Origin of the sequence: Microcoleus sp. Pol12B5 (assembly GCF_036701335.1) — a bacterium.
Taxonomy (GTDB): Bacteria; Cyanobacteriota; Cyanobacteriia; order Cyanobacteriales; family Microcoleaceae; genus Microcoleus.
The window spans coordinates 68,434-92,313 of the sequence record NZ_JAUBQQ010000006.1 but is presented as its reverse complement, the minus strand read 5'-3'; the positions used below and the strand labels follow the sequence as shown (position 1 = coordinate 92,313).

At 45.2% G+C, this 23,880-nt stretch carries 19 protein-coding genes, 4 pseudogenes and 1 riboswitch; of the genes and pseudogenes, 12 read left to right on the top strand and 11 right to left on the bottom strand.

Features of this window, described 5'->3' with window-relative positions; genetic code table 11:
- Positions 1-6 precede the first annotated feature (6 nt).
- Positions 7-579 carry a DUF4360 domain-containing protein gene (locus QUA24_RS05500; RefSeq protein WP_333227860.1) on the bottom strand — a complete coding sequence of 191 codons (573 nt, stop codon included), beginning with the start codon at positions 577-579 and terminating at the stop codon, positions 7-9.
- Positions 580-1,179: 600 nt separating this feature from the next.
- Between QUA24_RS05500 and upp the strand changes: the two genes are divergently transcribed.
- Both upp and QUA24_RS05490 read left to right on the top strand, forming a co-directional pair.
- Positions 1,180-1,815: a uracil phosphoribosyltransferase gene (gene upp, locus QUA24_RS05495; RefSeq protein WP_333214988.1), complete on the top strand. Its 636-nt coding sequence runs from the start codon at positions 1,180-1,182 to the stop codon at positions 1,813-1,815.
- Positions 1,816-2,136: 321 nt separating this feature from the next.
- Complete coding sequence (locus tag QUA24_RS05490; protein WP_332946242.1) at positions 2,137-2,283, top strand: hypothetical protein; 147 nt, start codon at positions 2,137-2,139, stop codon at positions 2,281-2,283.
- Between the two features lie 306 nt (positions 2,284-2,589).
- Here the strand turns inward: QUA24_RS05490 and QUA24_RS05485 are convergent, their stop codons facing one another.
- Positions 2,590-4,512 (bottom strand): hypothetical protein, encoded by a 1,923-nt coding sequence (locus QUA24_RS05485; protein ID WP_333227859.1) that lies wholly within the window; start codon positions 4,510-4,512, stop codon positions 2,590-2,592.
- A 34-nt stretch (positions 4,513-4,546) separates the two neighbouring features.
- Positions 4,547-5,890, bottom strand: a complete 1,344-nt coding sequence (locus QUA24_RS05480; RefSeq protein WP_333227857.1) for a glycosyltransferase family 4 protein — start codon at positions 5,888-5,890, stop codon at positions 4,547-4,549.
- A 76-nt stretch (positions 5,891-5,966) separates the two neighbouring features.
- On the opposite strand from QUA24_RS05480, the gene QUA24_RS05475 reads away from it, so the two are divergent.
- The 8 genes and pseudogenes from QUA24_RS05475 to QUA24_RS05440 form a co-directional block, all read left to right on the top strand.
- Positions 5,967-6,437 carry a tetratricopeptide repeat protein gene (locus QUA24_RS05475; protein WP_333227855.1) on the top strand — a complete coding sequence of 157 codons (471 nt, stop codon included), beginning with the start codon at positions 5,967-5,969 and terminating at the stop codon, positions 6,435-6,437.
- A 150-nt stretch (positions 6,438-6,587) separates the two neighbouring features.
- On the top strand, positions 6,588-7,535 hold the full coding sequence (locus tag QUA24_RS05470; protein ID WP_333227988.1) for a glycosyltransferase: 948 nt from the start codon (positions 6,588-6,590) through the stop codon (positions 7,533-7,535).
- 371 nt (positions 7,536-7,906) lie between these two features.
- Positions 7,907-8,515: pseudogene (locus QUA24_RS05465) on the top strand (SulP family inorganic anion transporter).
- A 4-nt stretch (positions 8,516-8,519) separates the two neighbouring features.
- Positions 8,520-9,342: pseudogene (locus QUA24_RS05460) on the top strand (IS5 family transposase).
- A 1,082-nt stretch (positions 9,343-10,424) separates the two neighbouring features.
- On the top strand, positions 10,425-11,555 hold the full coding sequence (locus tag QUA24_RS05455) for a sodium-dependent bicarbonate transport family permease (RefSeq protein ID WP_333227853.1): 1,131 nt from the start codon (positions 10,425-10,427) through the stop codon (positions 11,553-11,555).
- A 98-nt stretch (positions 11,556-11,653) separates the two neighbouring features.
- Positions 11,654-11,986: a P-II family nitrogen regulator gene (locus QUA24_RS05450; protein ID WP_333227851.1), complete on the top strand. Its 333-nt coding sequence runs from the start codon at positions 11,654-11,656 to the stop codon at positions 11,984-11,986.
- Between the two features lie 128 nt (positions 11,987-12,114).
- Positions 12,115-12,932 (top strand): annotated as a pseudogene (locus tag QUA24_RS05445) (IS5 family transposase).
- A gap of 142 nt (positions 12,933-13,074) precedes the next feature.
- Positions 13,075-14,199, top strand: a pseudogene (locus QUA24_RS05440) (SulP family inorganic anion transporter); the annotation flags it as partial.
- 207 nt (positions 14,200-14,406) lie between these two features.
- Here the strand turns inward: QUA24_RS05440 and QUA24_RS05435 are convergent.
- Together QUA24_RS05435 and QUA24_RS05430 are read right to left on the bottom strand one after the other, a co-directional pair.
- Entirely contained in the window at positions 14,407-14,886 is a 480-nt protein-coding gene (locus tag QUA24_RS05435) for a DinB family protein (RefSeq protein ID WP_333227986.1), read from the bottom strand.
- Positions 14,887-14,966: 80 nt separating this feature from the next.
- Positions 14,967-15,248, bottom strand: coding sequence for an antibiotic biosynthesis monooxygenase (locus tag QUA24_RS05430; RefSeq protein WP_333227849.1), 282 nt, complete (start codon positions 15,246-15,248; stop codon positions 14,967-14,969).
- A 205-nt stretch (positions 15,249-15,453) separates the two neighbouring features.
- On the opposite strand from QUA24_RS05430, the gene QUA24_RS05425 reads away from it, so the two are divergent.
- Together QUA24_RS05425 and QUA24_RS05420 are read left to right on the top strand one after the other, a co-directional pair.
- On the top strand, positions 15,454-16,152 hold the full coding sequence (locus QUA24_RS05425; protein WP_333227847.1) for a diacylglycerol/polyprenol kinase family protein: 699 nt from the start codon (positions 15,454-15,456) through the stop codon (positions 16,150-16,152).
- A 571-nt stretch (positions 16,153-16,723) separates the two neighbouring features.
- The gene (locus tag QUA24_RS05420; RefSeq protein WP_333227845.1) at positions 16,724-17,293 is read left to right on the top strand and encodes a dihydrofolate reductase family protein; all 570 of its coding nucleotides are present in this window, start codon (positions 16,724-16,726) and stop codon (positions 17,291-17,293) included.
- 3 nt (positions 17,294-17,296) lie between these two features.
- Here the strand turns inward: QUA24_RS05420 and QUA24_RS05415 are convergent, their stop codons facing one another.
- The 6 genes from QUA24_RS05415 to QUA24_RS05390 form a co-directional block, all read right to left on the bottom strand.
- Positions 17,297-18,145 carry an ABC transporter ATP-binding protein gene (locus QUA24_RS05415; protein ID WP_333227843.1) on the bottom strand — a complete coding sequence of 283 codons (849 nt, stop codon included), beginning with the start codon at positions 18,143-18,145 and terminating at the stop codon, positions 17,297-17,299.
- Between the two features lie 136 nt (positions 18,146-18,281).
- A complete protein-coding gene (locus QUA24_RS05410) occupies positions 18,282-19,148 on the bottom strand; it encodes a methyltransferase domain-containing protein (RefSeq protein WP_333227841.1) in 867 nt (288 codons plus the stop codon).
- A gap of 19 nt (positions 19,149-19,167) precedes the next feature.
- Positions 19,168-19,608 (bottom strand): hypothetical protein, encoded by a 441-nt coding sequence (locus QUA24_RS05405; protein WP_333227839.1) that lies wholly within the window; start codon positions 19,606-19,608, stop codon positions 19,168-19,170.
- Positions 19,609-19,765: 157 nt separating this feature from the next.
- Positions 19,766-19,910: riboswitch (cobalamin riboswitch) on the bottom strand.
- 38 nt (positions 19,911-19,948) lie between these two features.
- On the bottom strand, positions 19,949-20,527 hold the full coding sequence (locus QUA24_RS05400) for a Uma2 family endonuclease (RefSeq protein WP_333227837.1): 579 nt from the start codon (positions 20,525-20,527) through the stop codon (positions 19,949-19,951).
- 248 nt (positions 20,528-20,775) lie between these two features.
- Positions 20,776-22,197, bottom strand: a complete 1,422-nt coding sequence (locus QUA24_RS05395) for an ABC transporter substrate-binding protein (RefSeq protein ID WP_333227835.1) — start codon at positions 22,195-22,197, stop codon at positions 20,776-20,778.
- Positions 22,198-22,390: 193 nt separating this feature from the next.
- On the bottom strand, positions 22,391-23,866 hold the full coding sequence (locus tag QUA24_RS05390) for a leucine-rich repeat domain-containing protein (RefSeq protein WP_333227833.1): 1,476 nt from the start codon (positions 23,864-23,866) through the stop codon (positions 22,391-22,393).
- Between the last annotated feature and the right edge of the window lie 14 nt (positions 23,867-23,880).

The following is a 23,880-nucleotide window of genomic DNA, read 5'->3' as shown; positions in this document are numbered from 1 at the left end:
AGCTGCTTAGCGGCAAGTGCGATATTTGACGTGATAAACTAAACCGCGATGAGCCAAATCGAAGGAGTCAACGGTGGCCATGCCGGCACCGCGGGCTGTCATCGAAGCATTTACTCGCATATTTACACTGTCGCCGCAGCGAGACCAAACATTAGCTACAGTGGCTAAGCTATCTCGAACATTGTAGTTAGTTTCGCCGCTGAGATTCCGATTAAAAACTGGGCCGCGGGCTCCAGCGAAAAAGTATTCTGCTCGCAGGTTGCCTGTGGTTTTGGGAGCAACGTAGCCGCGATAATCAGCATCGTAGATAGAAATTTGGTAGCCTTGGGGTACTTGGATAGGAATGCTCAGATTGCAGCTTTTCCGGCTTTCTGTTGAGACATTTCCCAGGGCTGCAAACTTATCAAATAGGATGGTGAGTTCTTGACCGTCGGGGCTGACGCTGACGCTGGCGGAGCGATCTGGGCAACCGCTACCGCCGTAGCTTGCACCTAAAATTTTAACAGCAGGATTAGCCAAGGTGGGGCTGATAGAAGCAGTCATTAATGCCGTAGCTAGCAATAGTTTTACAAACTTCATGGATGTTCTCCTTAATAAGTTCAGTGGTGTGTTAGGAGCACCCTAAAAAAATAGAACTGAATTTAGGTAATGTGTTTTCAACTTGGATATTGCCGCTTTCATGTTGCAAGATGAAAAGCCAGTCAAGCCAAGCTTATAACCTCATGTGCAGTTCCTATTCAGGTTTTTTCGATTAGTGAATTAATCGAAAAAATAGGTTTTATGTTGATACTTCTTAAGATTCATATCTGTTGGTAAAAGTTCCGGAAGATTTCGGTGCGAAACTCCGGATCTGTGTTATTGGGTTGGGATGGAGCGCGAGACAACAAAACCAGTGGGGAGGCTTTTGGGCCCGGATCTGCGTTCTTAGGAAGAGTGCGGGAAGGAGAGGAAACGAGATAATGACATATTTGTGTATTTTCAAACCTCGCATACTTAGTGTCGCACTGGGCGGATGAAAGGCAATTGTCGGAGCGAATTTTATGCGCGCATTCGTGTTTTCAATAGGGGCTTGATATAAGTATTCCTGGAGGGAAGGGCGGCAGAGATCGGTTTTTTTTCGCGTCAAGAATGCCTCGATGGCTAATAAGTTAGAATAAAGCAAATTAATTATTCAAAAAAATGAGTGCTAAAGTTACTGTCATCGACCATCCTTTGATACAGCACAAGTTAACTCTCATGCGGCAAACTCAAACGAGCACGGCGAAATTTCGCCAACTGCTGAAAGAGATTGGAATGCTGTTAGCCTATGAAGTGACGCGAGATTTGCCACTAAAATACGAACTAATAGAAACGCCGATCGCCAAAATGAATGCACCGGTGCTGGCTGCAGAAAAGAAAATTGTTATTATTTCGATTATGCGCGCCGGTCAGGGACTGTTAGATAGTATTTTAGAGCTGATTCCGTCTGCAAGGGTAGGACATATTGGTTTGTACCGCGATCCGACAACTCGGATGGTGATTGAATATTATTTCAAAGTTCCCCAGGATATCGAACAGCGAGATGTTTTAATTGTCGATCCGATGCTGGCTACTGGTAATTCAGCAGTGGCGGCAGTGGATAGGCTGAAAGAAGTTAATCCAAAGTCTATTAAATTTTTGTGCTTGCTGGCAGCGCCGGAGGGAGTGGGGCACTTTCACGAACAACACCCTGACGTGCAGATTTATACGGCTGCTGTTGACGAGTGTTTGGACGAGCACGGCTATATTGTACCCGGATTGGGAGATGCGGGCGATCGACTTTACGGCACTATGTGAATTAAATAAAATTATTTTCTGCTGTATATGCCAATACATTCATTTAAAAATAAGTTTACTAACATAAGCAGTGGTTTGATAGTGCCATACAATGTAAGTTGTAAAATTTTAATGTCAGGAAAAGCCTATATATAACAATGGTTGTAGGGTTTTCTTACATTAAATTCGTAAATTGCATGATCTAGATGTATTTACTGCATTTGATGGTTAAATTCTCTGCCTTTAGTGTAATTAATTGCAAGAATTAGTTATTAAAATAGATGTATGATGCTAACCGTTTGCTATCGACTACTAACATTTTTTTGACGAGGGAAAAAAATAATGGAGACTACAGCACAGAAAGAAGCCCCAACTCAGCCTGTTGAGGAAGTGAAAATTCAGAATATCAACAGTTTGGAGTTTGAGCTTTGGGCTAAAGCAGTGAAACGGCAGATGATTGCAGCACTCTCTAAAAAGGGCGCGATTTGACATCTCTGGGTTTTTTGTGTACAGGTTGTGTTAATTAATTCAATTAACAAAATTTTTGTCTGCATTGTTGTCCGAGTTCGAGAGGAGTAAGGGTAAGAGTTTGAGATTGCGCTGCTTTCGTAGTTGCGGGAGGGGCAAAAGAAAGAATTTTCCTTTTTCCTAGTTTTGGACGTACAGGTGGAAGGAAGCCGGGTTTTTTTACGAAAATACTTCTGTTGCAATCGGCAGAAATGGTAAAAAAACCCGGTTTCTTTGTTTCTAGAGGGCCTCCGGGACTGTTCTATCTGGCGAATGCTTTCGACCAGATTACGATCGCTTGTCAACCGCCGCCAGCAAGCGCAGACTTCCGTCTTGAATCTGCACTGCTTTCACCGTTCCCACAGCAACTCTTTGTTGACCGTTAGCCATCGCTACCTCAATTTTAATCTTGGGGTCAGCCTGTAATCCTAGCCGCCCCCAGAGCCACTTGACTTGAGTAGCAGGAAAAGAGCTCACTTCTACATCAGAAAATGGCGAATTAACCCAGCGGCTACCGTCGTAAAAACTCGCTACCTGCACCTGATACCAAACTTGTTCTCCTGCCAATTTTAACTCATTGTTCGGTTCTGGTTCCAGCCACTCAGCGGGATTGACACTGTTAATTAAAGTAGCAGAACCCATAATTTGACTCTTGTGGTCTTCTAAACTTTCCGCCTGAGAAACTACTTCCTGAAGTTTGTTGACCAAATTCCGAATTCGAGTTCTTGTTTCGCTGTCAGTATCTGATTGCTGGTCGAGCCAATTCATCGCCTCACGAGTTCCGTCTTGAGACGCTACAATCAGGGCGCCCCAAGCTTTGACATCGGCGTCAGCGGCATTCACTCTCAAGGCTGCGTCGATGCGGTTCCAGATCCGCCCGCTGTCATTTTTGAGGGTGGTGGCTATTTCGTGACTGTTACTCGGATCGGCTTCAAATACTTGCAAAGCTTCGGTCCAGCGGCCGTCGATTAATTCTGCGAGAACTTGTTGACCGGGACTGGCCCAAGATGCGATCGCCTGAGCACGAGTAATTTTAGCGTGAAATTCGATCGTTTCTAGCTGAGCTTGTGCGACAGCAGGCCAATTTTTGCCAGCTTTCCCCTTCGCCACACGCATGACATTTAATGCTGGAGACCACAGGCCGCTTTTGGCAAGTCGCAGCCCATTTTTGTAAGTCTCGTCATTGAAGGCAAATTCTTCTAAAGAAATCGCGGTTAACTGAACTGGGTTGGGCAAAAATTTGCGCGGGCCAATTTGATAAAGGGTAAATTGTGGCTCTAAACCAACTGTTTGGTCGATCGCCAACTGCGGGTTTTCGCCCTTAACAATTTGCTGCCAATTCGGCGGTTGTCCGGCCGCACTGGCCCACTCCAACAGCGGCATTAAATGATTTTGGCTGGGGTTGTAGCGAACGACTTGTCCGTAGGGAATTTTCTTGTCGCCCTGCTTTAGTTGACCGCTGACATTAAACCAAATGCCGGAGGCGGGGGGCTTTCCGTCAAAGCGCCGCAGTTGTGTTAGGGGTAGCGACTGATTCGAGGCTTGATTGTCAGATGTAGAGTCAGCTAAAGAAGCAATGACAAAAGATTCTGCCGGGCCTTCTACGTTCACAGAACTTGCTAACTGAAAATACTGCTCTTTTTCGGAACTGCGATCGGGAAGTTGCACGCGCTTGTACACCCGAAGTTCGACAATTTGGCGACAAGGATTTGTGCAAACAGTAGAAGCATTAACAGTTCTTTCTACCATCACCGGCAAGAGCAAATCGGAAATAGAATTATCGCGGGATTGATCGACGGGAAGAGGCAGGGGTTCTCCGGTTACGAATCCCAATTTGCGGATGCTGGCTTTGATTTGATCGAGAGTTTGGATCGAATCTCTGCTACCTGTAGGCAGGCGCGACCATTCCGGCACAAACTGAGAGATCAACCTGTTGCCATTGGGATCGACGATGAGCTGATAACTCAGCCAAGCGCCGCCTCCCATTAAAGCTGCACAGCCAGCCAAGATGCTGAGGGCTGTCAAATTAGCTATCAGTCTTTTCCAGGGATACCTGGCGCGAGTTCGGGGAGTAGGTATTGGACGCTGGGACTCTTGAAGATTTTTGGGGCGTCGGGTTTGGCGCCGGCGTCTTGTCGGAGGAGGAGCAACTTTGGGATTTTCTGGGGGTTTGGCTCGATTTTTTGAGGGGTTAATTTTGTGTTCCATCATGCCATTTTAGAATTTAGATTTTAGAATTTAGAGTTTAAAATTGCAATAGCCGATCGTACTGCCGACCTATGATATCCCAAGTGTATTGGCTGTCAACGAGCGATCGCGCGTTGACAGATATCTCCTGTCTTAGCTGCTGATTTTCAAACAAACTGGCGATCGCCTCAACATACTCCTGAACTTTGTTCGCCCGCAAGGCCCTTCTCAGTTGTGGGCCGCCATCGACGGCTAAACCCTCCAAACCTCGATCGCTAGCAACCACGGGAGTTCCCGCAGCCATCGCCTCCAAAGTTTTATTTTTAATCCCAAAACCAATCCGCATTGGCACCACACAAACAGCAGCTTGATGCAAATATTCTGCCACCCTTTGCACCCGACCTACTACTTGAATTCCCGGAAGTTCCCCCAAGGCGATCACTTCCGGGACTGGCGAAGCCCCGACTAGGATGAGGGTAGCATCGGGATACCGCTGCTGCAAAGGCGGCATTATTTGCAAACTGAGAAACCTCGCCGCGTCAATATTGGGCAAATTGTTCATTGCGCCTGCAAAAATTAAGGTGTGTCCTCCCGGATCGATCGATCGATACGGAAATTGAGTTAAATCCACGCCGTTAGGAATTACATCGATGGGAGGTACAAAACAATCTTGTTTTCCTCGCACTCGAACCGGAGGCAACAGTAATTCAAGGAGTTGCTCTCTGTCTGTGGATGTTGTCGCGACAATGCGGGAGAATTTGGAACAGTAGCGTTTTTCGTAGCGGGCGAGTAGCGGTAAATTTAGTCGATCGCGCAGGGGTTTTTCCGAGGTGCCGGTTGCTAACATTTCCCTGCAAGTTCCCCAAACGGAACTGTGAATGTTTGCCACTGTCAGCAGTTTTTGCCGCCATTCTGGACGCACGTAAATCTCGTTAACGGTGTGTTCGCAGGTGACAGCATCGCATTTGTTTGCTGTTACCAATTCATCGGCCCAATTCTGCATTGCTTGGGAGTAGCTTGAGAGTACGTTTGGAGGTGTCCCGGACAACAAAAATCGACTGAATCTGTGGAATTTTCCTATTATTTCAGAGAACCCCCCCTCAGTCCCCCCCTTATTAAGGGGGGGAGGTAAAAATCCTTCCTCAGTCTCCTGCTGGAGTCTTAGCCCCCCCTTAGCAAGGGGGGGTTGGGGGGGTGTCTGCGGATGGGGAAAAACTGCCAATTCTGCAACTTGCTGGCGCAATGTGTCGATTTGTGCATCGGTGACATCGGGCGATCGTACAGTGCCGAGAATTACCTTATGCCGCTGGCTTAAGTATTGTAATAAATTAAACGTCCTTACCTGAGTTCCTCCGCGGCTGGGCGGATAGGGAAAAGTCGAGGAAAGCATCAAAATCTTCATGGGATGTGGAATAAATAAAGTTGCCGCTTGCGCGATAAAATTGATTGATTAAATCTTTTTAACAATCTTCGCACCTATGGACGAATTATCTGTTAAGGCGCTGCTCGAAGACTTGAAAAAGTCCGACGAAATCGTGCGGGATCGGGCAACTACAGAACTCTGGCGCACTTGGTTTAACCAGAAAGGTGACTATGGGATGCAAATTCTCAGGCGATCGCAAGTTTCGCTGGATGCAGGCGATGTTCACCACGCTTTGGATTTGCTGACGAAACTGATTGCGGAAGCGCCGGATTTTGCTGAAGCTTGGAACCGGCGCGCCGTACTTCACTATACCCAAGGAAATTATAAAAAGTCGATCGAGGACTGCGAAATTGTCCTCAAACTGAACCCGGTACATTTTGGGGCGTTGCACGGTCTAGGTTTGTGCTACGCTGCCTTGGGAGAATACATAAATGCTATTCAAGCTTTTCGTCGCGCTTTGGAAATTCAGCCTTTTGCTTTGGTGAATCAAAAGTTAATTCTCGAATGTACGGCTCGTTTGAGTTAAAATCAACTATGGAGTGAAGGAAGAAGGAAGTTCGGCAACGAGCAATGTACAGGATGTAACCGATGTCAGGAAGAAGGAATAAGGAAGAAAATCAATGGTTTCAGGATTTTTTTGCAATCTTAAATCTCAAATCTCAAATTGTCTAAGTTAGTGCCGAAAATTAGCGTTTGCATTCCTACTTGCAATCGAGTGCATCTACTGGCTTGTGCGATCGCCAGCGTGCTAGATCAAACTTATACAGATTTTGAATTAATTATCTGTGATGACGGTTCTACTGACAGCACTCCACTGTTGATGTCGGAATTTGTCGATCGCGGGATTCGCTACATTCGCCACCCGCAGAATATCGGCAAGAGTAATAATATGCGATCGGGCTTTGCCGCAGCAAGGGGTGAGTATTTTATCAAGTTTGACGATGACGATCGCCTGAGCGCGCAATTTCTAGAGCGCACATCTGCTATTTTAGATAAAGACCCCAGCATCGATTTTGTCAGTACCGATCACTGGGTGATCGACATTAACAATTATATTGACGAAAACCAGACGAAACTCAATTCGCAGCGGTGGGGGCGCACCGAGTTGTCGGCGGGAATTATTGAAGATTTGCTATCTGCTGTTTTTCTCAGACAAAGTTTGCAAATAGGGGCAACTTTGTTTCGCCGCCGCGCCTTGGAAGAAGTAGGATTTCTGCGGCCGAATTTGCAAAATTGCGAAGATAACGATTTGTTGGTGAGACTTGCGATTGCGGGCAAAAAATGCTATTACTTGCCGGAGCTGTTGATGGAGTATCGAGTTCATGCAGGACAGCAAGGAGTCGATCGGGCAATTCCGTATTTAAGCGATAAATTGCGCTATTTGATGGGCTACGAATTTGATTCCGAGAAGTTGGAAAAAGTCAGGCTCAAAAGGATTGCAGAAACTCAATTAGCGCTAGGTTTACGACTGATTGAGGTTGGTGAAACGGCAAAAGGGCGCCTGATGGTGCGAGCGGGAAAGTCTGTTTCTGTGGCGAAGATGTGGGCGGGTTTGGGATTGTCGTTGCTGCCCGTCGAGTTTCGTCCCAGGGCGTTTGAACTTGTGCGAGAGTTGATGAAATAACTATCAATAATAATTATTAATTCTCAGCAGCAGATAATATATTAATTTTAATTACAGTACGGGGTTTTGTCTGGCCTTGAGATTTGCTCAGATTGTGCTATAGCAAGAACTTGCCGGGGATTGTTCCGAGAGTTTGCAAAAAATAAAAATTCGATATGACACGTTTTACATTAAATTAATAAATTAAGAAATACTGAAAAATTAAGTATTTACGAGTTTGACATCGATCGGGCACGAGCACAGACCTTTCCTTGGGTCTGCCGTGTTTGTGCTATCTGTCAGGCGATTAGGGAAAACTTTTGCCCTGACATTGGGTAAAGGGATCAAAGCCAGCATTGTTAAATTTTGTCTAGTTTATTAATGCACCACTCATGTCAATCACTAATCGGATTAGTTTCAATAATCTCCAGGGCGACATCTTCGGCGGTGTCACGGCTGCCATCGTCTCGCTGCCCCTTGCCCTCGCCTTCGGGGTCGCTTCGGGAATCGGGCCGATCGGGGGACTGTACGGTGCCCTTTGCGTTGGCTTCTTTGCGGCGCTGTTTGGTGGCACCCCAACACTGATTTCTGAACCCACGGGGCCGATGACTGTGGTGATGACTGCGATCGTCGCATCCCTCACCGCCAGCAATCCCGAATAAGGGCTAGCAATGGCGTTTACCGTTGTGATGCTGGCGGGGTTGTTTCAAATCATCTTTGGTATTTTCAAGCTAGGGAAATACGTCACCCTGATGCCCTACAGCGTGATTTCCGGCTTTATGTCGGGAATTGGCGTGATTTTGATCATTCTGCAAATTGCACCATTTCTGGGTCAAGCCCCTCCCAAAGGCAGTGTTTTGGGCACTTTTATGGCAATTCCGCAGTTGCTAGCGAACATAAATCCGCCGGAAGCAATTCTGGGTGCCTTGACTGTGGCAATTATGAGACCTCTTGCGAAAGTGCGATCGTTCTCGGTAAAATATAATAAAAAATTAGCTTAATAATATGAATTACGAACAATTACAAAAGTTAACCCCCAAAGACTTTAAACGCTACTGTGGAGTACATCAAGAGACATTCAAAGAGATGGTAAAAATAGTCAAAGCGGAAAAAATAATTCAAAAAAAATCAGGAAGACCAAGTAAATTGTGCGTATAAGACCAAATCTTAATGACATTATCCTATTTGCGAGAATATCCTACTTTTTTCATCTGGGAATTAAATGGGGTATTAATGAATCAAATGCTTATCGAATTGTAATTAGAACTGAGAAAGCTTTAATAAATTCAGGTTTATTTAATTTGCCTGGCAAAAAAAATTTATCCAAGTCAAAATGAGAGAGAAACTGTAGTGGTGGATGTGTCAGAACATGAAATTGAGCGTCCCCAAAAAAAGCAAAAGAAATATTATAGTGGCAAGCAAAAATATCATACAATAAAATCGCAAGTTTTAGCCAACACAAAAAGTACCGAAATAATATGTACAGCTTTTAGTAACGGGAAAACGCATGATTTTAGTTTGTTTAAAAAAAGCAAGCTCGGGATGAATGAAGAACTTGAACTTTTAGGTGATAAAGGTTATCAAGGAATCAAAAAAATTCATACTAATAGTAGAACACCGCTCAAAAAAATAAAAAACTGAGTCAAGCCGAAAAAGTTTTAAATTGGCAACTAGAAAAGACAGAATTATTATTGAAAATATACATCGAAGTTTAAATATATTTAGAATACTTTCATCAAGATATCGAAATCGAAGAAGACGCTTCGGATTAAGATTTAATTTGATCGCTGGTATTTATAATTATGAACTTTATTTGACAACAAATTAGCGCTCGCCTGAGACTTTCGCAAGAGGTCTACTCTATGGTTTTGCCTTGAACCATATCTTTAAGTTTATGCCAAAGATCGGCGAATTCACTACCCTCTGTTGAGAAAGATTGACTCAGATTAACTGAAGCATTTTATAAAAAACACTTATCCTTTTGGCGCTATGACCACCATTCAACCAGCAAATCTAAGTATAAACTTAAGAATATCGTTCAAGGCTAAAGCATAGATGTCTGTCTTCTGTTGGACATCAATGTCAGGTTTGAGCGACCCAGTCTCTCTCCTTGAGGCACTCTCCATTCACAGATAAATTTCTGACAGGTATTTCCGTAGCGGCGGGCAAGTGCCCGCCACGGCCACACCCATTCGAGCAGCATGGAGCGTACACAATGAACAAGTTTGACTCAACTAAACTGCGGACCAAATTTGACAACACCAGCGAAGGCTGGCTAGTGCAGGTGTATAGCGGCGATCGCCACCTGCGTGCTCGATTCGTCTCACGCCTGGACTTTTTTGTTGGGCTGTGGGTTCGGTCTCCTACTGGCGGTGGGGTGGTTTAACCTCGCCAGTTACAGTCCGTCCACGACTTATGAACCGTCAACAGCTCCTCCTGAAATGTGGATTGATTAGCTCAGTCATTGCTAGAAGAGTGGTGTCCACGAAACTCTTCCGATTTGGCTGATCCCATACCGTCCTCTGTGCAATATCCCTGTAAAGAGAAAATTCTGTGATCGCAATTTACACTGACCAGAGATATACGGGTTTTCTGAATATAAAGGGAAAACTTATGATTTGAATTTGAAATTACTTGGCATATCAATGTAAAGCGATCGCAAGTTTGTGCAAATTTAAGGATAGACTTAACTACATAGAATTTTGGGTCTTAATAGATATTGATCTATAGAAGTTACTGCGGGACAGCGACACCTTCTAGCCCCATTCGGAGAGCAGCCATCTCTGAACCCCCTGCCGAGATGTGTTCGCGTAACACCTCTCGGCAGGGTTGAAGCGCTGCACCCTTACTTCTTAAAGCTCACCGCTCACAATAATCGCTCTTTTTTAGAGGAGGCAGAAGGAGGTATTCATGGATTTTTTGTCCTTGTTTTTAATAGACTTCGTTAAGCAGTTGCAGTCCCCAACACTCAGCTTTCTGATTGGTGGTATGGTCCTTGGCGCTCTCGGTAGCGAATTAATAATTCCAGAGGCGATTACTCAGATCATCGTCTTCATGCTGCTCACCAAAATCGGTCTGACCGGTGGTCAGGCGATCCGCAATTCCAACCTGACGGAGATGGTGTTACCCGTACTGTTTGCTGTAGCATTAGGAATTCTCATTGTATTCATCGCGCGCTATACGTTGGCCAAGCTGCCGAAGGTTAACACCGTGGATGCGATTGCGACCGGGGGGTTGTTTGGTGCCGTGAGTGGCTCTACTATGGCCGCCGCCCTGACGGTACTGGAGGGACAAAATATGCCATACGAGCCATGGGCCGGCGCACTCTATCCCTTCATGGATATCCCAGCGCTCGTAACTGCTATTGTGATAGCCAACATTTATCTCAACAAGAAGAAGGGTAGTGCAGCAGCCCACTCTACCGTGCAGGAGTCTTTCAGCAAGCAGCCTGTTGCAGCAGGCGATTATCCCGATCAGCAGGATTATCCCCGCAGCCGGCAAGAGTATCTCAGCAAGCAGCAGAAGCCTGCGGATAATCGGGTCAAAATATGGCCGATCGTGGAGGAAAGCCTCCGGGGTCCTGCCCTATCGGCAATGTTGTTCGGCCTTGCTATTGGCATAATCGCCCAGCCGGAAAGTGTCTATAAAAGCTTCTACGATCCCGCCTTTCGCGGCTTGCTTTCGATCTTGATGCTGGTCATGGGTTTGGAGGCTTGGTCAAGGATTGGCGAACTGCGCAAAGTGGCCCAGTGGTACGTCGTGTATAGCGTAGTGGCACCGCTGGTGCATGGGTTCATCGCCTTCGGTCTCGGCATGATTGCCCACTACGCCACAGGATTCAGCCTTGGTGGCGTAGTGGTTCTGGCCGTCATCGCCTCCTCCAGTTCAGACATCTCCGGTCCGCCCACGTTGCGAGCCGGTATCCCGTCGGCCAATCCCTCCGCCTACATCGGTGCCTCCACAGCTATCGGTACACCCATTGCGATTGGCGTGGGAATACCGCTCTTCCTCGGGCTTGCCCAGGCGATAGGCGGCAGCTAATCCCAGACGGGTCGCGGTCTGTCGGCGCTCCCTTGACCCGGCAGACCAAGCGACTCAATATATTAAGATCAACATACGTAGGTAAGGAGGTAACCAATATGCCCAAGCCAGCCAAAAAGCTTGTCATCGTCACGGAAAAGATTTTGCTGAAAAAGATCGCCCATATCATCGAAGAAGCCGGGGCAACCGGTTATACGGTTGTGGAAACCGGCGGTAAAGGCAGTCGCAACGTGCGCTCGTCGGGACAACCCAGCGTTTCTGACACCACGGCGAATATAAAATTCGAGGTACTCACCCCGGATCGGGATATGGCCGAGAATATTGCGGATCAGGTCGCAGTCAAGTTTTTCCTCGATTTTGCGGGCATGATCTATCTCTGTGACGCGGAGGTACTGTACGGGCACAGTTTCTGTGGACCAGACGGCTGTTGAATCGAGGCGACACAGACCTCAAAAGCCGGGGCATGACCCCGGTTTTTAGTAGCCGTATTTCTTGCCTGCGGGACTTGGGTCTCAGTTGCAGTCCCCAATGCTCGGCTTTATGATAGGTGGTATGGTCATTGCCACTTTATCAAAATTTGAAACCGGAGCAATTTAAAAGGAGATTTGGTGTCCAGATTCAAACGTTTAAAGAAATGGTTAACACTTGAGAACAATTCCGGGAATGAAAATCCTCAAGATAAACGAGGACGCCTTGATCGCTTTAACTATTGAAGAACAAGTTTTAGTAGCCTTGGAATATTGGTGAGAATATCGAACCTATTTTCATATGGGGACAAATTGGGGAGTATCCGAATCAACGATTTGCCCAATTGTAACTAACATTGAATCAACTTTAATGAAAACGGGAAAGTTTGGTATTCCTGGGAAAAAAGCATTGTTCAAAGGTTTTGGGCGTCAGCAAAGTTGTGGTAATGGATGTCACAGAAACAGCTATCGAACGAAAAAAAAATAGAAAAAATACTATTGAGTCAAGAAAAAACACCACAGCCTAAAAATGCAAGTGGTCATTAATCAAGAAAGTAAACAGATTATTTGCCTAAATTTTGGACCGGGGCATTGCCACGATTTCAGCTTGTTTAAAAAAAGCAATGTTCTTTTCCATCCCTCAACCTATAGTTTACAAGATAGTGGCTATCCAGGGATAAAAGATTATCACTTTAATAGCTCGACTCCTAAAAAGAAACCTAAAAAGGCGAATTTTTCTCTTTTAGAAAAAGACTACAATCGAGCTTTAGCCCAGGGGCGAATAGTGATTGAACATGTTAATAAAAGTCTAAAAGTTGTCAAAATTTTGTCAAGTCGTTATCGAAATCGTCGCCGCCGTTATGGTCTCCGTTGTAATTTGTTGTCAGCACTTTACAATTATGAGTTATAGCCTTTCTCTCTCAGAAAGATGAGGTACTAATGGCCTCCGTGGCCTCCGTGGGCATACCTCACTTTTTTGAGAACCGCTATAGCTCTCAGGTCTAAAATTCAAAACCTTTAATTATAACATAGATTTTTTTTGCAAGAGGTCTATTTTCCTGATGCCGAAACAGGTGAAGAAAATCGTGCCCCCGCAATTGATAGCGCTGATTGTCGGCACGGTAATTTCCATGACTGTGTTTCAGGGCGCGGATATTCGCCGGATTGGCGAAATTCCGGTGGGACTGCCCCCCTTGCAATTGCCGACTTTTTCCGCCGGTCAAATCACGCTGATGTTTGTGGATGCGGTGATGCTGGGGATGCTGGGCTGTATCGATACCTTGCTGACGGCGGTGGTGGCGGACAGTCTGACGCGGACCGAGCACAAGTCCGATAAGGAGTTGATCGGTCAAGGGATTGGCAACATCGTATCGGGGATCTGCGGTGGCTTACGGGGCGCCGGGGCAACGATGGGAACTGTGGTCAATATCCAAACAGGCGCGACTTCGGCGTTGTCGGGTTTAACTCGGGCGTTGGTGTTGCTGGTGGTAGTTTTGGGGGCGGCGAGGTTAACTGAACCGATTCCGATGGCGGTGTTGGCGGGGATTGCGCTGAAGGTGGGGATTGATATTCTTGACTGGAGTTTCCTGAAACGATCGCACAAAGTGTCTGTTAAGGGTTCCCTGATCATGTACGGGGTGCTGTTTTTGACTGTGTTTGTGGATCTGATTGTGGCGGTGGGTGTGGGCGTCTTTATTGCCAATATCCTGACTATCAAACGGTTGAGTAGTTTGCAGTCTGCGGGAGTGAAGCTGATTTCCGATACGGATGATGAGGTTCTCCTCAGTCAGGAGGAGAAGCAACTCTTGGATCAGGGTAGGGGGCGCGTGTTGCTGTTCTGCTTAAGCGGCCCGATGATTTTTGGGTTGTCAAAAGCGATATCCCGCGAACACAATGCTATGAAGGATGCGGATGCTTTGGTGATGGATTTGAGTGCTGTGCCCATGCTGGGGGTGACGGCTTCGCTGGCGATCGAAAATGCGATCCGCGATGCCTGCGATAAGGGTTTGCAGGTTTACATCGTCGGTGCCAGCGAGAAAATTCAGCAGCGCTTGCAGAAGTTGGGATTGTTGGATCTGATCGCGCCAGAGCATGTCATGAGCGATCGTACTGCAGCCTTGCGACAAGCCGTCGCTGTGGTTGACAACAAAGGCATTCCCTTGGGAGTGCCGGTGTAACAAGCCGCGAATTCGCCAAAATAGTAGTGGTTTAGCAGGAGTGCCAGTTTCTCCTGCTATTTCTATGGCTTGATCGCCCCTTTCATATCGTTTCCAGTTGCATCAGTATTGTTCAAATGTCGAAACAGTCAGTTGTCCCGAAAGCATAATTTTAGTCAACAGCCAACAGTCAAAAGTCAACAATCATTTCGCTCGTGCGTGCAGAAATTATCCCAATGATATAGCGGGTAGCGACGGAATATCTGTAATGCCTGGGTCGTAGCCAAGTTGTTTGAGTAGTGTGGTAATTTGCCCTCTATGGTGAGTTTGATGATTGAACATATGTGTCACCAAAACCCACGTCGGTAGCACGCGGTATTTACCATCTACATTGCTTGTGTACTCAAACGGTTGACTCAACCAGTCAGAATTAAGGTGTCTAGACCATTCTATAATTTGCCGATCCATTGTCTCCCGTTCTGCTCTCAAAACCTCAAATTCAGCATACAGTTCTTGACCGATAACGGTACCCGAAAATGGGTGAAGAGTGAAACGACCCATCCATGCTTTGTCACCATACAGTAAGTGATTCAAAGTGCCATGAATCGATTTGAAAAAAGCACCCATATCCTGTTTGCGCTGTTCATCAGGAATAGCCGAGCATACAGAATATATCTTTTGGTTCATCCAGCAATTGTACTCAGCCATTAGCTGGTAGTAGCTACCGTCGTACATACTCAAAACATAATCACATAGTTTGAACAACTTACATTATACAAATATGTCTTTCACAAGACTCCTGACTCTAATTGGTCTAGATAAATAAATTCAGGAGCTTTAACTCCCGCTTCCTCTCTAATTTTAACCAGTGCAGACGACTCAAAGAACGCTCTGGCATCTGTTGTTGATGTCCACGCGGAGAAATGAACGATTTTGTTGGGTGCATTGTCATACTTCAAGACCTGATAGGAGCGCTCGCCAGCTTCTTTTCGGATGCTTTCAGCACGATCGAATACCTGTTTCCAAGCTTCATAATTTTCTACTTCATGAATAATTAAGACATACTGCATAGTAATCAGATTCTCTGAGCCTCTCAAAACTTCAAAGGACTAATTTTATTAGACTAACTCACTTTGTCTCCAAAGCCGACCACAGGAGAGGAGTAAATTATACCGTAGCGACGGTTGAAAATCCTCCCAACACCGAACAGAGCGATCGCGCTTTCCACTAAAGTAGTAAAGAGTGCCTGATGTAAATAAGTTTTTCCTAAATATCGTGTCTATATTTTCTGAAATTCCGACTGTGTGGCTGCAAATTTCCCTCGTGGGAGTCTGGTTGGGCTTGATTTTACTGGTAGCTGAGGGCTTAAATCGCTTTACTTCTGTCGATGCTGAGGTATCGCGGAAGGTGGTTCACATCGGTACTGGGAACGTGATTTTGCTGGCGTGGTGGCTGGAAATACCCGGTTGGGTGGGGATTTCGGCAGGGGTTTTAGCAGGTGCGATCGCCCTAATTTCTTACCAAGTTCCGATTTTGCCCAGTCTTAACAGTATCAACCGGAAGAGTTTGGGGACTTTTTTCTATGCTGTTAGTATCAGCGTTCTCGTAGCTTGGTTTTGGCCGATGCAACATCAGGAATACGCTGCTTTGGGCATTTTAGTCATGACTTGGGGCGACGGATTGGCTGCTGTCATCGGGCAGAAATACGGCAAACATATTTATCGAGTTGGGGGAATTAAGAAGAGTTGGGAAGGTTCTGCAACTATGTATTTGGTGAGTTTTGCTGTTAGCAGTTTGATTTTGTTGGCGGTTCAAGGCGCAGTTTGGCAAACTTGGGCTGTGTCGGCTGTCGTAGCTTTAGTTGCTGCTACTTTGGAGTCGGTTTCCAAGCTGGGAATTGACAATCTCACTGTGCCGATTGGCAGTGGGGCGCTCGCTTTTTTCCTAAATCAATTTTTAATTGGTAATGTGTAATCTGAATTTACCCCAGGCGTTCCTGAATAGAGGTATGAATTCAAGATTTCTCAATTGCTATAAACCCGCTTGAGGGTAAGTTTTGTAACTGCCACTCAAAGGTGATTCATACCGTGAATCAGCAACGCCAATTATCAATTATCTAAGTCTCGTTAAAGCAGCCGACGTGCTTGTAAAATTTATTGTTGCCATTGCTCGAAAGCGGGGATTTTTGAGAGATAAGCTGCTACGCATTTAAATTGAATCCAGAGACGAGCAGGATGCCCATTCCACAATAATTGTAGAAAAATTGACTGTCAAATTAGATGCACAACAGCTTAGTCTGGGGGAAACATCGCCCTGATTTGCTCCCTAAGCTCGATCGCCACCAATACACAAAGCTGCTAGCCATTAGGGTGACGATCGCACCTCGTCACTCGTTCATCTCCTCACCAAATAAGGGGAAATGAAGGTGAAGAGTGCGATCGCTATCTTTCACTTTTTTAAATTATAGACAAGGCCTGCTTGAACGCTCTACAATAGAAGGCGTTTTGTCTTTTAATCCGTAAAGGCATTTTAGAGGTTATTTTTAATGAAAACTCAATATTACACCTCCGCCAGCTTAGATGGTTTTATTGCTGATTCACACAACTCTCTCGATTGGTTGTTTCAGTTCGGCGAGGCGGGAGACAGCTATCCTAATTTCATCCGCGAAGTAGGGGCAGTAGCAATGGGAGCAACTACTTATGAATGGATTCTGACCCATCAGATGGATGAAGGTGCCGATCGTCCCCAAGCATGGCCTTATGAACAACCGGCTTGGGTATTTACCTCTCGGACTATGCCTGCGATCGAGGGTGCAGATATTCGATTTGTGCAAGGGGATGTCTTAGCTGTCCATCAAGAGATGATCGCCGCGGCAGGAAATAAGAATATTTGGCTTGTAGGAGGTGGCGATCTGGTCGGTCAATTTTACGATCGCGGGTTGCTTAATGAGGTAATTGTGTCAATTGCATCGGTGACACTTGGTAGCGGAGCACCGTTGCTACCGCGCACGATCACAACACCCCCCCTAAGACTTATATCCGCGAAGGCTCATGGAGATGCCTTCGCGGAGTTGCGCTACGAAGTTCCTGTTCGGGCCGATGACACAACTGCTTAATCTTTAAAGCAGCCGGCGCGCTTGTAAAATCTGTTGTTGCCACTGCTCAAAAGTAAAGACTTTTGAACTACCATCTCTCTCAACGATCGCCTTTATTTGCTCCATCAGCTCGATCGCCAGTGGTACGCCAAGCTGCAATTGTTCCAACACATCCCGCTGAGCAAAAACGGTTTCCGGTGTTCCTTCTAAAATCAATTTTCCTCGATCCATTACAAACACCCAATCAGCCCAACGGTAGATGAAATCGAGGTCGTGACTTGCTAAAAGGATAGTGGTTCCAGCGCTGTGAATTTGTTGAAGTAAACCGATCAGTTGTCGGGTGTGACGCGGATCGAGATAGGCGGTAGGTTCATCTAGCAGCAGCAATTTGGGCTTGAGAACCATGATATCGGCGATGGAAACCCGCTTTTTCTGACCCAAACTGAGATTGTGAATTGGTTCGCGGGCGAGTTCGCTTAGATCGAATTGGTCGATCGCCTGTTGCACCTGTTGAGCAATTTCGGATTCTCTCAAGCCTAAATTGTACAATCCATAGGAAATATCTTCTTCTACCGTCGAAGCTACTAATTGATGTTCGGGATTTTGAAATACGAGTCCGATTTGTTGGCGCAGTTGCATCAAAGATTTGCGATCGTAGCGAAAGGGTTCACCTTGCCAGCTAATGATTCCCTGTTGCGGTTGATACAAGCCATTTGCTAACAGAAAAAATGTAGTTTTGCCACAGCCATTTTGACCTATCAGCCCGCACCGTTTCCCAGCGGGGACTTTGAGATTTAAACCCTGAATTGCGACTCGCGAACCGCAGGGATAGGAGTAGGAAGTGCCAGCGAATTCGAGAATCCATTCAGACATATGTGTTATTTGTTATTTTTTATAGCCTTGTTCCCAGGCTCTGCCTGGGAATAAATACCTGGAGGCTATGCCTCCAATTACCGATTACCGATGAATGATTACCAATTAGCGATTACCGATTTCCATTGTATTTGTATCAGCCTTGATCAGATTTTGACAACTGCCAAAGTTGAATTTCATAACACAAATGCTGCTCAAAAAGTTGACCCGCCTCCAATCCTTCAACCACCAGCTTCTTGAACCAGCGGCGAAATATCCAGCGCAGGAATTTGTGGACGGGCGGAACTGTTATCGCAATTAAATCTGCAACATAGATCATCGTATTCAGTCCATACCTGCGGAAAGTATCGACATACAAATCGATTGTTGGCAAAATATGTGCGGAAATATCCTCAGTTTTTACTAAAGTGAATCCAGCCTGCTTTAATGCTGCATGAAGTTCCGTAACAACATGACAATTAGAGAACATTCCCTCTTGATAATTAGCATCTGATCGCAGCATATCGGCCAGCAAAACGTAACCGCCCTGATTGAGGATTTTGGCGGCACCGTTAGCAATATCAACAGCCGACATATACTGGCTACTTTCGCTAAAGAGAATAAGATCGTAGAAATGAGTTGCTTTGAAGTCTTCAAACCTCGTGAGGTGGAAGATTGCCCGATCGCCCGTACACTTAAGAAAGCGCTGTTGTTGGAACGGATCGGGTGCGAGCCCTTCGACTGCAAAACCTCGATCAAGCAAATAAGCCGCATTGCCACCAATCCCGCAGCCCACATCCAGTATCGTATGAGTGCCTTTGGGGATAGCATCCAACAGTTTTACTGTATAAGCTTGCTGAGCGAGGCGCAATCGTGCGATCGTTAGTTCGTCAGCGGGGACAGGTAGGGTTTCCCAATAGCCGTAGTGAAGGTAGGGCGAATCTGTCAGGCCCAAATAGTAATTAAGCGCTGCATTTTGGTAGCGAGTTACCTTGGAAATTTCGATTGATTTTGGCTGCGGCATTCGGAAAATTTAGTAAGTTTTAGGATTTAGGGCAGAGTTGAAATTCTTCCCAGCGCTTGCATACTTGTTCATAGCACTCAACAGGAGAAATTGCCAAGTTTTGCAACAAATTGATATCAATCTGACCGTTGGCAATCGACAAAAAAATAATTGCTTCCTTGGGAGCGTAGCTAGCAATGATTTGGAGCAGATTTGAAACAGTGTTTTCCTCTAGTTCTAGTTGTTGCAAATAAGCAGTTGCGTGCAATTGGGAAACAAATTGCAGATCGTACTTGATAGTATCTACGCTCCAATTCACAGAGGAGTTAATGGGAGTATTGATTTTGCAAGCAACCAAGCCTCGTCCTTGATACAAAAAACCATTCCAAGCAGTATGCCCGATCGGCAAAATATTCTGATGAATAAACAAGTTTTGCCAGTAGCCAAAACTACCCTGCCAAACACTATCTTCGATTCGCATTTCTTTCCCATTAAAATAATATACGCTTCAGAACCCAGATCGAATTACATCAGCGTTCATCTGTGTTTATCTGCTGATATCTGCGGTTAAAAAACCCCAATCCAATAATTAAAAAAATAATAAACTCACCATCATCCATACCTCGCAGATGAAAAACATGATTGTAAACAAATCGGCGGGCATCCTGACTCAGAGATGCAATGATCTCATTACAGTTGCGGGACAGCGCCGGATTCGCACCGAACTTTCCCCCTTGCGTCTGATGTGTGTTTTTCATCAGAGCCGATCGATATACGGGGATATTACCACTATTTGGGATATTTGACAAAAAAGCGTCCGCCTATTCACCAAACTCAATATTTTCATACAAATCGGCCAGCAAAATTTCCACAGCAACAGATGTTAAACTGATCCGATCGCCCATACAGCTATATTCCGAAAAAATCCACTTATTCGCATCAGTTTTAGAATATTGCTCGACCTGTAGCCGATATTGGTCGATTAATAAATACTCCTGAAAACTAGGAATACTGCGATAGGCAGCAAACTTTTCATCGCGGTCATAAGCTTTGGTACCTTTAGACAGCACCTCAGCAATTAGCAGAGGATTGGTAATTGTATCCGTCCGTCCAGATTGCAGCTCGATCGGTTTCGCAACCACCATCACATCCGGATAAGTATAATTATTAAGCTGCGGAGCCCAAAGCCGCTGATCCGATGCAAAAATACTGTAAGGTTTACCCTTAAGACTCACCCTCAAAATAGCATTTAAGATGCTTGTAATTTCATTATGATTCGGTGCGCCACCAGCCATCAGAACAATCTCCCCATTGATAAATTCATGCCGATCCTGAGAATTGATTTCTAATTCTAAATATTCCTCAGCGGTGTAGGTTTTGGTTTCAACTTGCGCGATCATACACTACGCTCTCCTTTAATCTAGTCATTTCATTTTATCTTAAAAATTTTGCTAATTCAACAGAAAAGTAGATTTTAATCATGCTAAAAAACAGGCTTTCCGGCCTGTTCCACAAAGAGGTAATTTTCTGGTGGGGCGTGAGTTTGGCATCAAGAACAGGCTTTCCGGCCTGTTCCACAAAGATTGAATTTTCTTGGGGGGAGTAGGGTTGGGCATCTTTCCCGCCCGTGCGATCGCACTTAACAAAGTTACCGCAGCGGGACAAAGTTATAGCCAGTGCTTCCTCCTTGTTTAACTTGCACTAAAATCGGCTTACCAGCCCGATCGCCCGTGGGCAAAAACCTCACTTCTTCGCTTGCTCCCGGTGTCGAAAAACTCGGATTTCTGAGTGCTTGTTGCAACCCTTCCCGCGTATTGCTTTGTCGCAAGCCTGCGATGACAGTTTGAGTCGCATCAAAACTCGTTGCGGTTCGCCAATTTACTACTCCTCCCCAACGGCGGCTGGCATTTTGTGGAAAAGTGCTACCGGGATTAGTTTCAGGATGCCAGGGAACAGGCAAAACAAGCCCGTCAACGTCCTTTTGCCCATCTTTTAAACTTTGAAAGGTGTACATTGTTGTGCTGCCGTAGAGTGGCAATTTGCCTTGATTGATGCGTGCCAGAGAGATGGCACGGTCAATGCGATCGACGTGGGGGGCTAGCATCAATGCTTGTGCTCCTTTGCTGACAGCATCGGCGATCGCAATGTTGGGATTAAAAGAGGGTATTGAAAAGTCGCAAACAGTGGGAACTAATTTGCCACCAGCAGCAGTAAGAGCTGCCACAAATTCATCTTTAAATGATATATTATCCGGTGCTTGGGAGTCGTAACAAATAGCAATATTAGTTTTGCCTGCTGTTTTGACTGCATATTCTGCTAGGGGAGCAGCCATGACGCTAATATTGGGTACTGTCCGAAAAATGTAGCTACCAAATCCTGATAGATTATTGGCAAAGCTCGTCGGTGTCACCATTACCAGTTTTTCTTGCTGATATATCGGAGCAGCTTCGAGAGATGCGTTACTAGCATTGTGTCCAATTACTGCTAGTATACTTGCATCGTTTGTTAATGCTTTTGCAACATCTCTGACCACCTCTGGACTGTTGTCATCGTTGACAATTTCTACTTGCAGTTTGGCGCCGTTGATGCCACCGCTATTATTGACTTCATCCTGAGCTTGGGCGACACCTCGGAGGATTTCTTGCGCGACATTGGGGTTGCTACCAATGGGGACGCTGACAGCAATTTTTAAGGGAGAAGCATTGCTGGCTGTGGTCTTATTCAAATAAATAATGGCATTATTCAAATAAATAATGGTTTCGGGATCGTTGCGATTTAGTTGCAGCGAATCCTGAAAATTTTTGACGGCTGCTTGGTAATCTCCATTGACAAAAGCTTCAACGCCTGCTTTTTTTTCGGCTGTTCTTTGGGATGTCACCAATATCTGATTTCCTAAACTGATGCGATTTGCGATCGTTCCGGGTGCGATCGGTGCCGATGTAGATGTAGGTGTATTTGAAGTTTTAGCTGTCAATAAACCGGGAAGAAAGTTGTATGCGCCAAACCCAATTAAGCCGAGAGCAACAATAAAAAAGATGGGCGGTGGATTTTTTTTGTTATCTTGGGACATAGTTTTTCTCCTTATATAATTTCTACCGAAAACTCGTTAACTATAATCACTATTCAATAAATTGCGGTTAAAGTCAATTCATTAAATTCATTAATTAAGTTCATAAAAGTCATATTTGTATTTCTAGGGCGAGCCAGATGCCTTGCCCACAAGGGTTTCAGCAGAGTTGACTGTTTGGCTGAACAGTCGATTTTTAGAATACAAATGGTGTGTCCCAACCACAGATAGACTCTGGCTGGAGAGGGCAAGTTTTGGGTTCGATCGGATTTCCACTGAGGTTCAGTACACCCAGGCTAGTCAATGATTGCAACGGTTTGGTGTCAGTAATTTGATTGTCGCTGAGGAACATCCAAGTTAGTTTAGTCAAAGATTGCAAAGGCTTGATGTTCGTGATTTTATTGTTGTTGAGCAAAAGCGAATTCAGATTAGTTAATGATTGCAATGGCGTAATGTCGATGATTTTATTGTTGTTGAGTTCGAGAGCGGTCAGCTTAGTCAAGGATTGTAATGGTTGGATGTCGCTGATTTGATTTATGCCGAGGTTGAGTTCAGTCAGGTTAGTTAATGATTGCAAGGATGCAATATCGCTGACTTGGTTGCGTCTAAGGTCTAAATTGGTCAATTTAGTCAAGGATTGCAAGGGTTTTATGTCGCTGATTTTATTGTCGCTGAGGCCGATGGAAGTCAGGTTGATCAAGGATTGCAAGGGTGTGATGTCGCTGATTTCATTGTCGCTGAGACCGAGTTCTGTAAGACTCGAAAGTATCTGATTAGCGGCATCACACTCATCAATGTCAGCTTGCTTCAACAGCACCTCAATAGTATGTTGAGCTTCTGGACTTAAAGAAGCTTTTTCGCGACACAAATCACCAAATGTTCGACCATTATATTCTGGTTGCTTTTGGGCGACTGACGGGGAAGGTTCATTTGTAGATAATCTTAGGAGGGGAACCGCATTTCCGCTGAGGTTGACCTCAGACAAGTTAGTCAAAGATTGTAAGGGTTGGATATCGCTGATTTGATTTTTGCTGAGGTCTATCAGAGTTAGGTTAGTCAAAGATTGCAAGGGTTTGATGTCACTAATTTGATTTTTTTCAAGGTCTAGCAGATTCAGATTAGTCAAGAATTGTAATGGTGTGATGTCTCTAATTTTATTATTGCCCAAGAAGAGCACAATCAGGTTAGTCAAGGATTGCAATGGTTTGATTTCACTGATTTGATTGAGGTTGAGGGCAAGCACAGTCAGGTTAGTCAAGGATTCTAATGGTTTGATATCGGTAACTTGATTAGCGCTGAGGTAGAGATCTGTCAGGTTGGTCAAGAATTGCAACGATTGAATGTCGCTGATTTTATTGGCGGCGAGATTGAGCGCAGTCAGTTTAGTCAAGGATTGCAATGGTTTGATGTCGCTGATTTCATTTTCGCTGAGGTCGAGTTCCGTGATACTGGAAAGTCTTTGATTAGCTGCATCGCACTCTGTAGTCTCAGCTTGCTTCAACAGCACCTCAATAGTATGTTGAGCTTCAGGAGTCAAATCAGCTTTTTCGCGACACCAATCACCAAATGTTTTGTTTGCGCTTTGCGTTTCTGCTGCTAAAACAGAAATTCCCTTTCCAGATAATGCTACAGCGATGAGCGTACTACAAGTAATTGCGATCTGTAAATTCATGTGTTTTTCTCCAA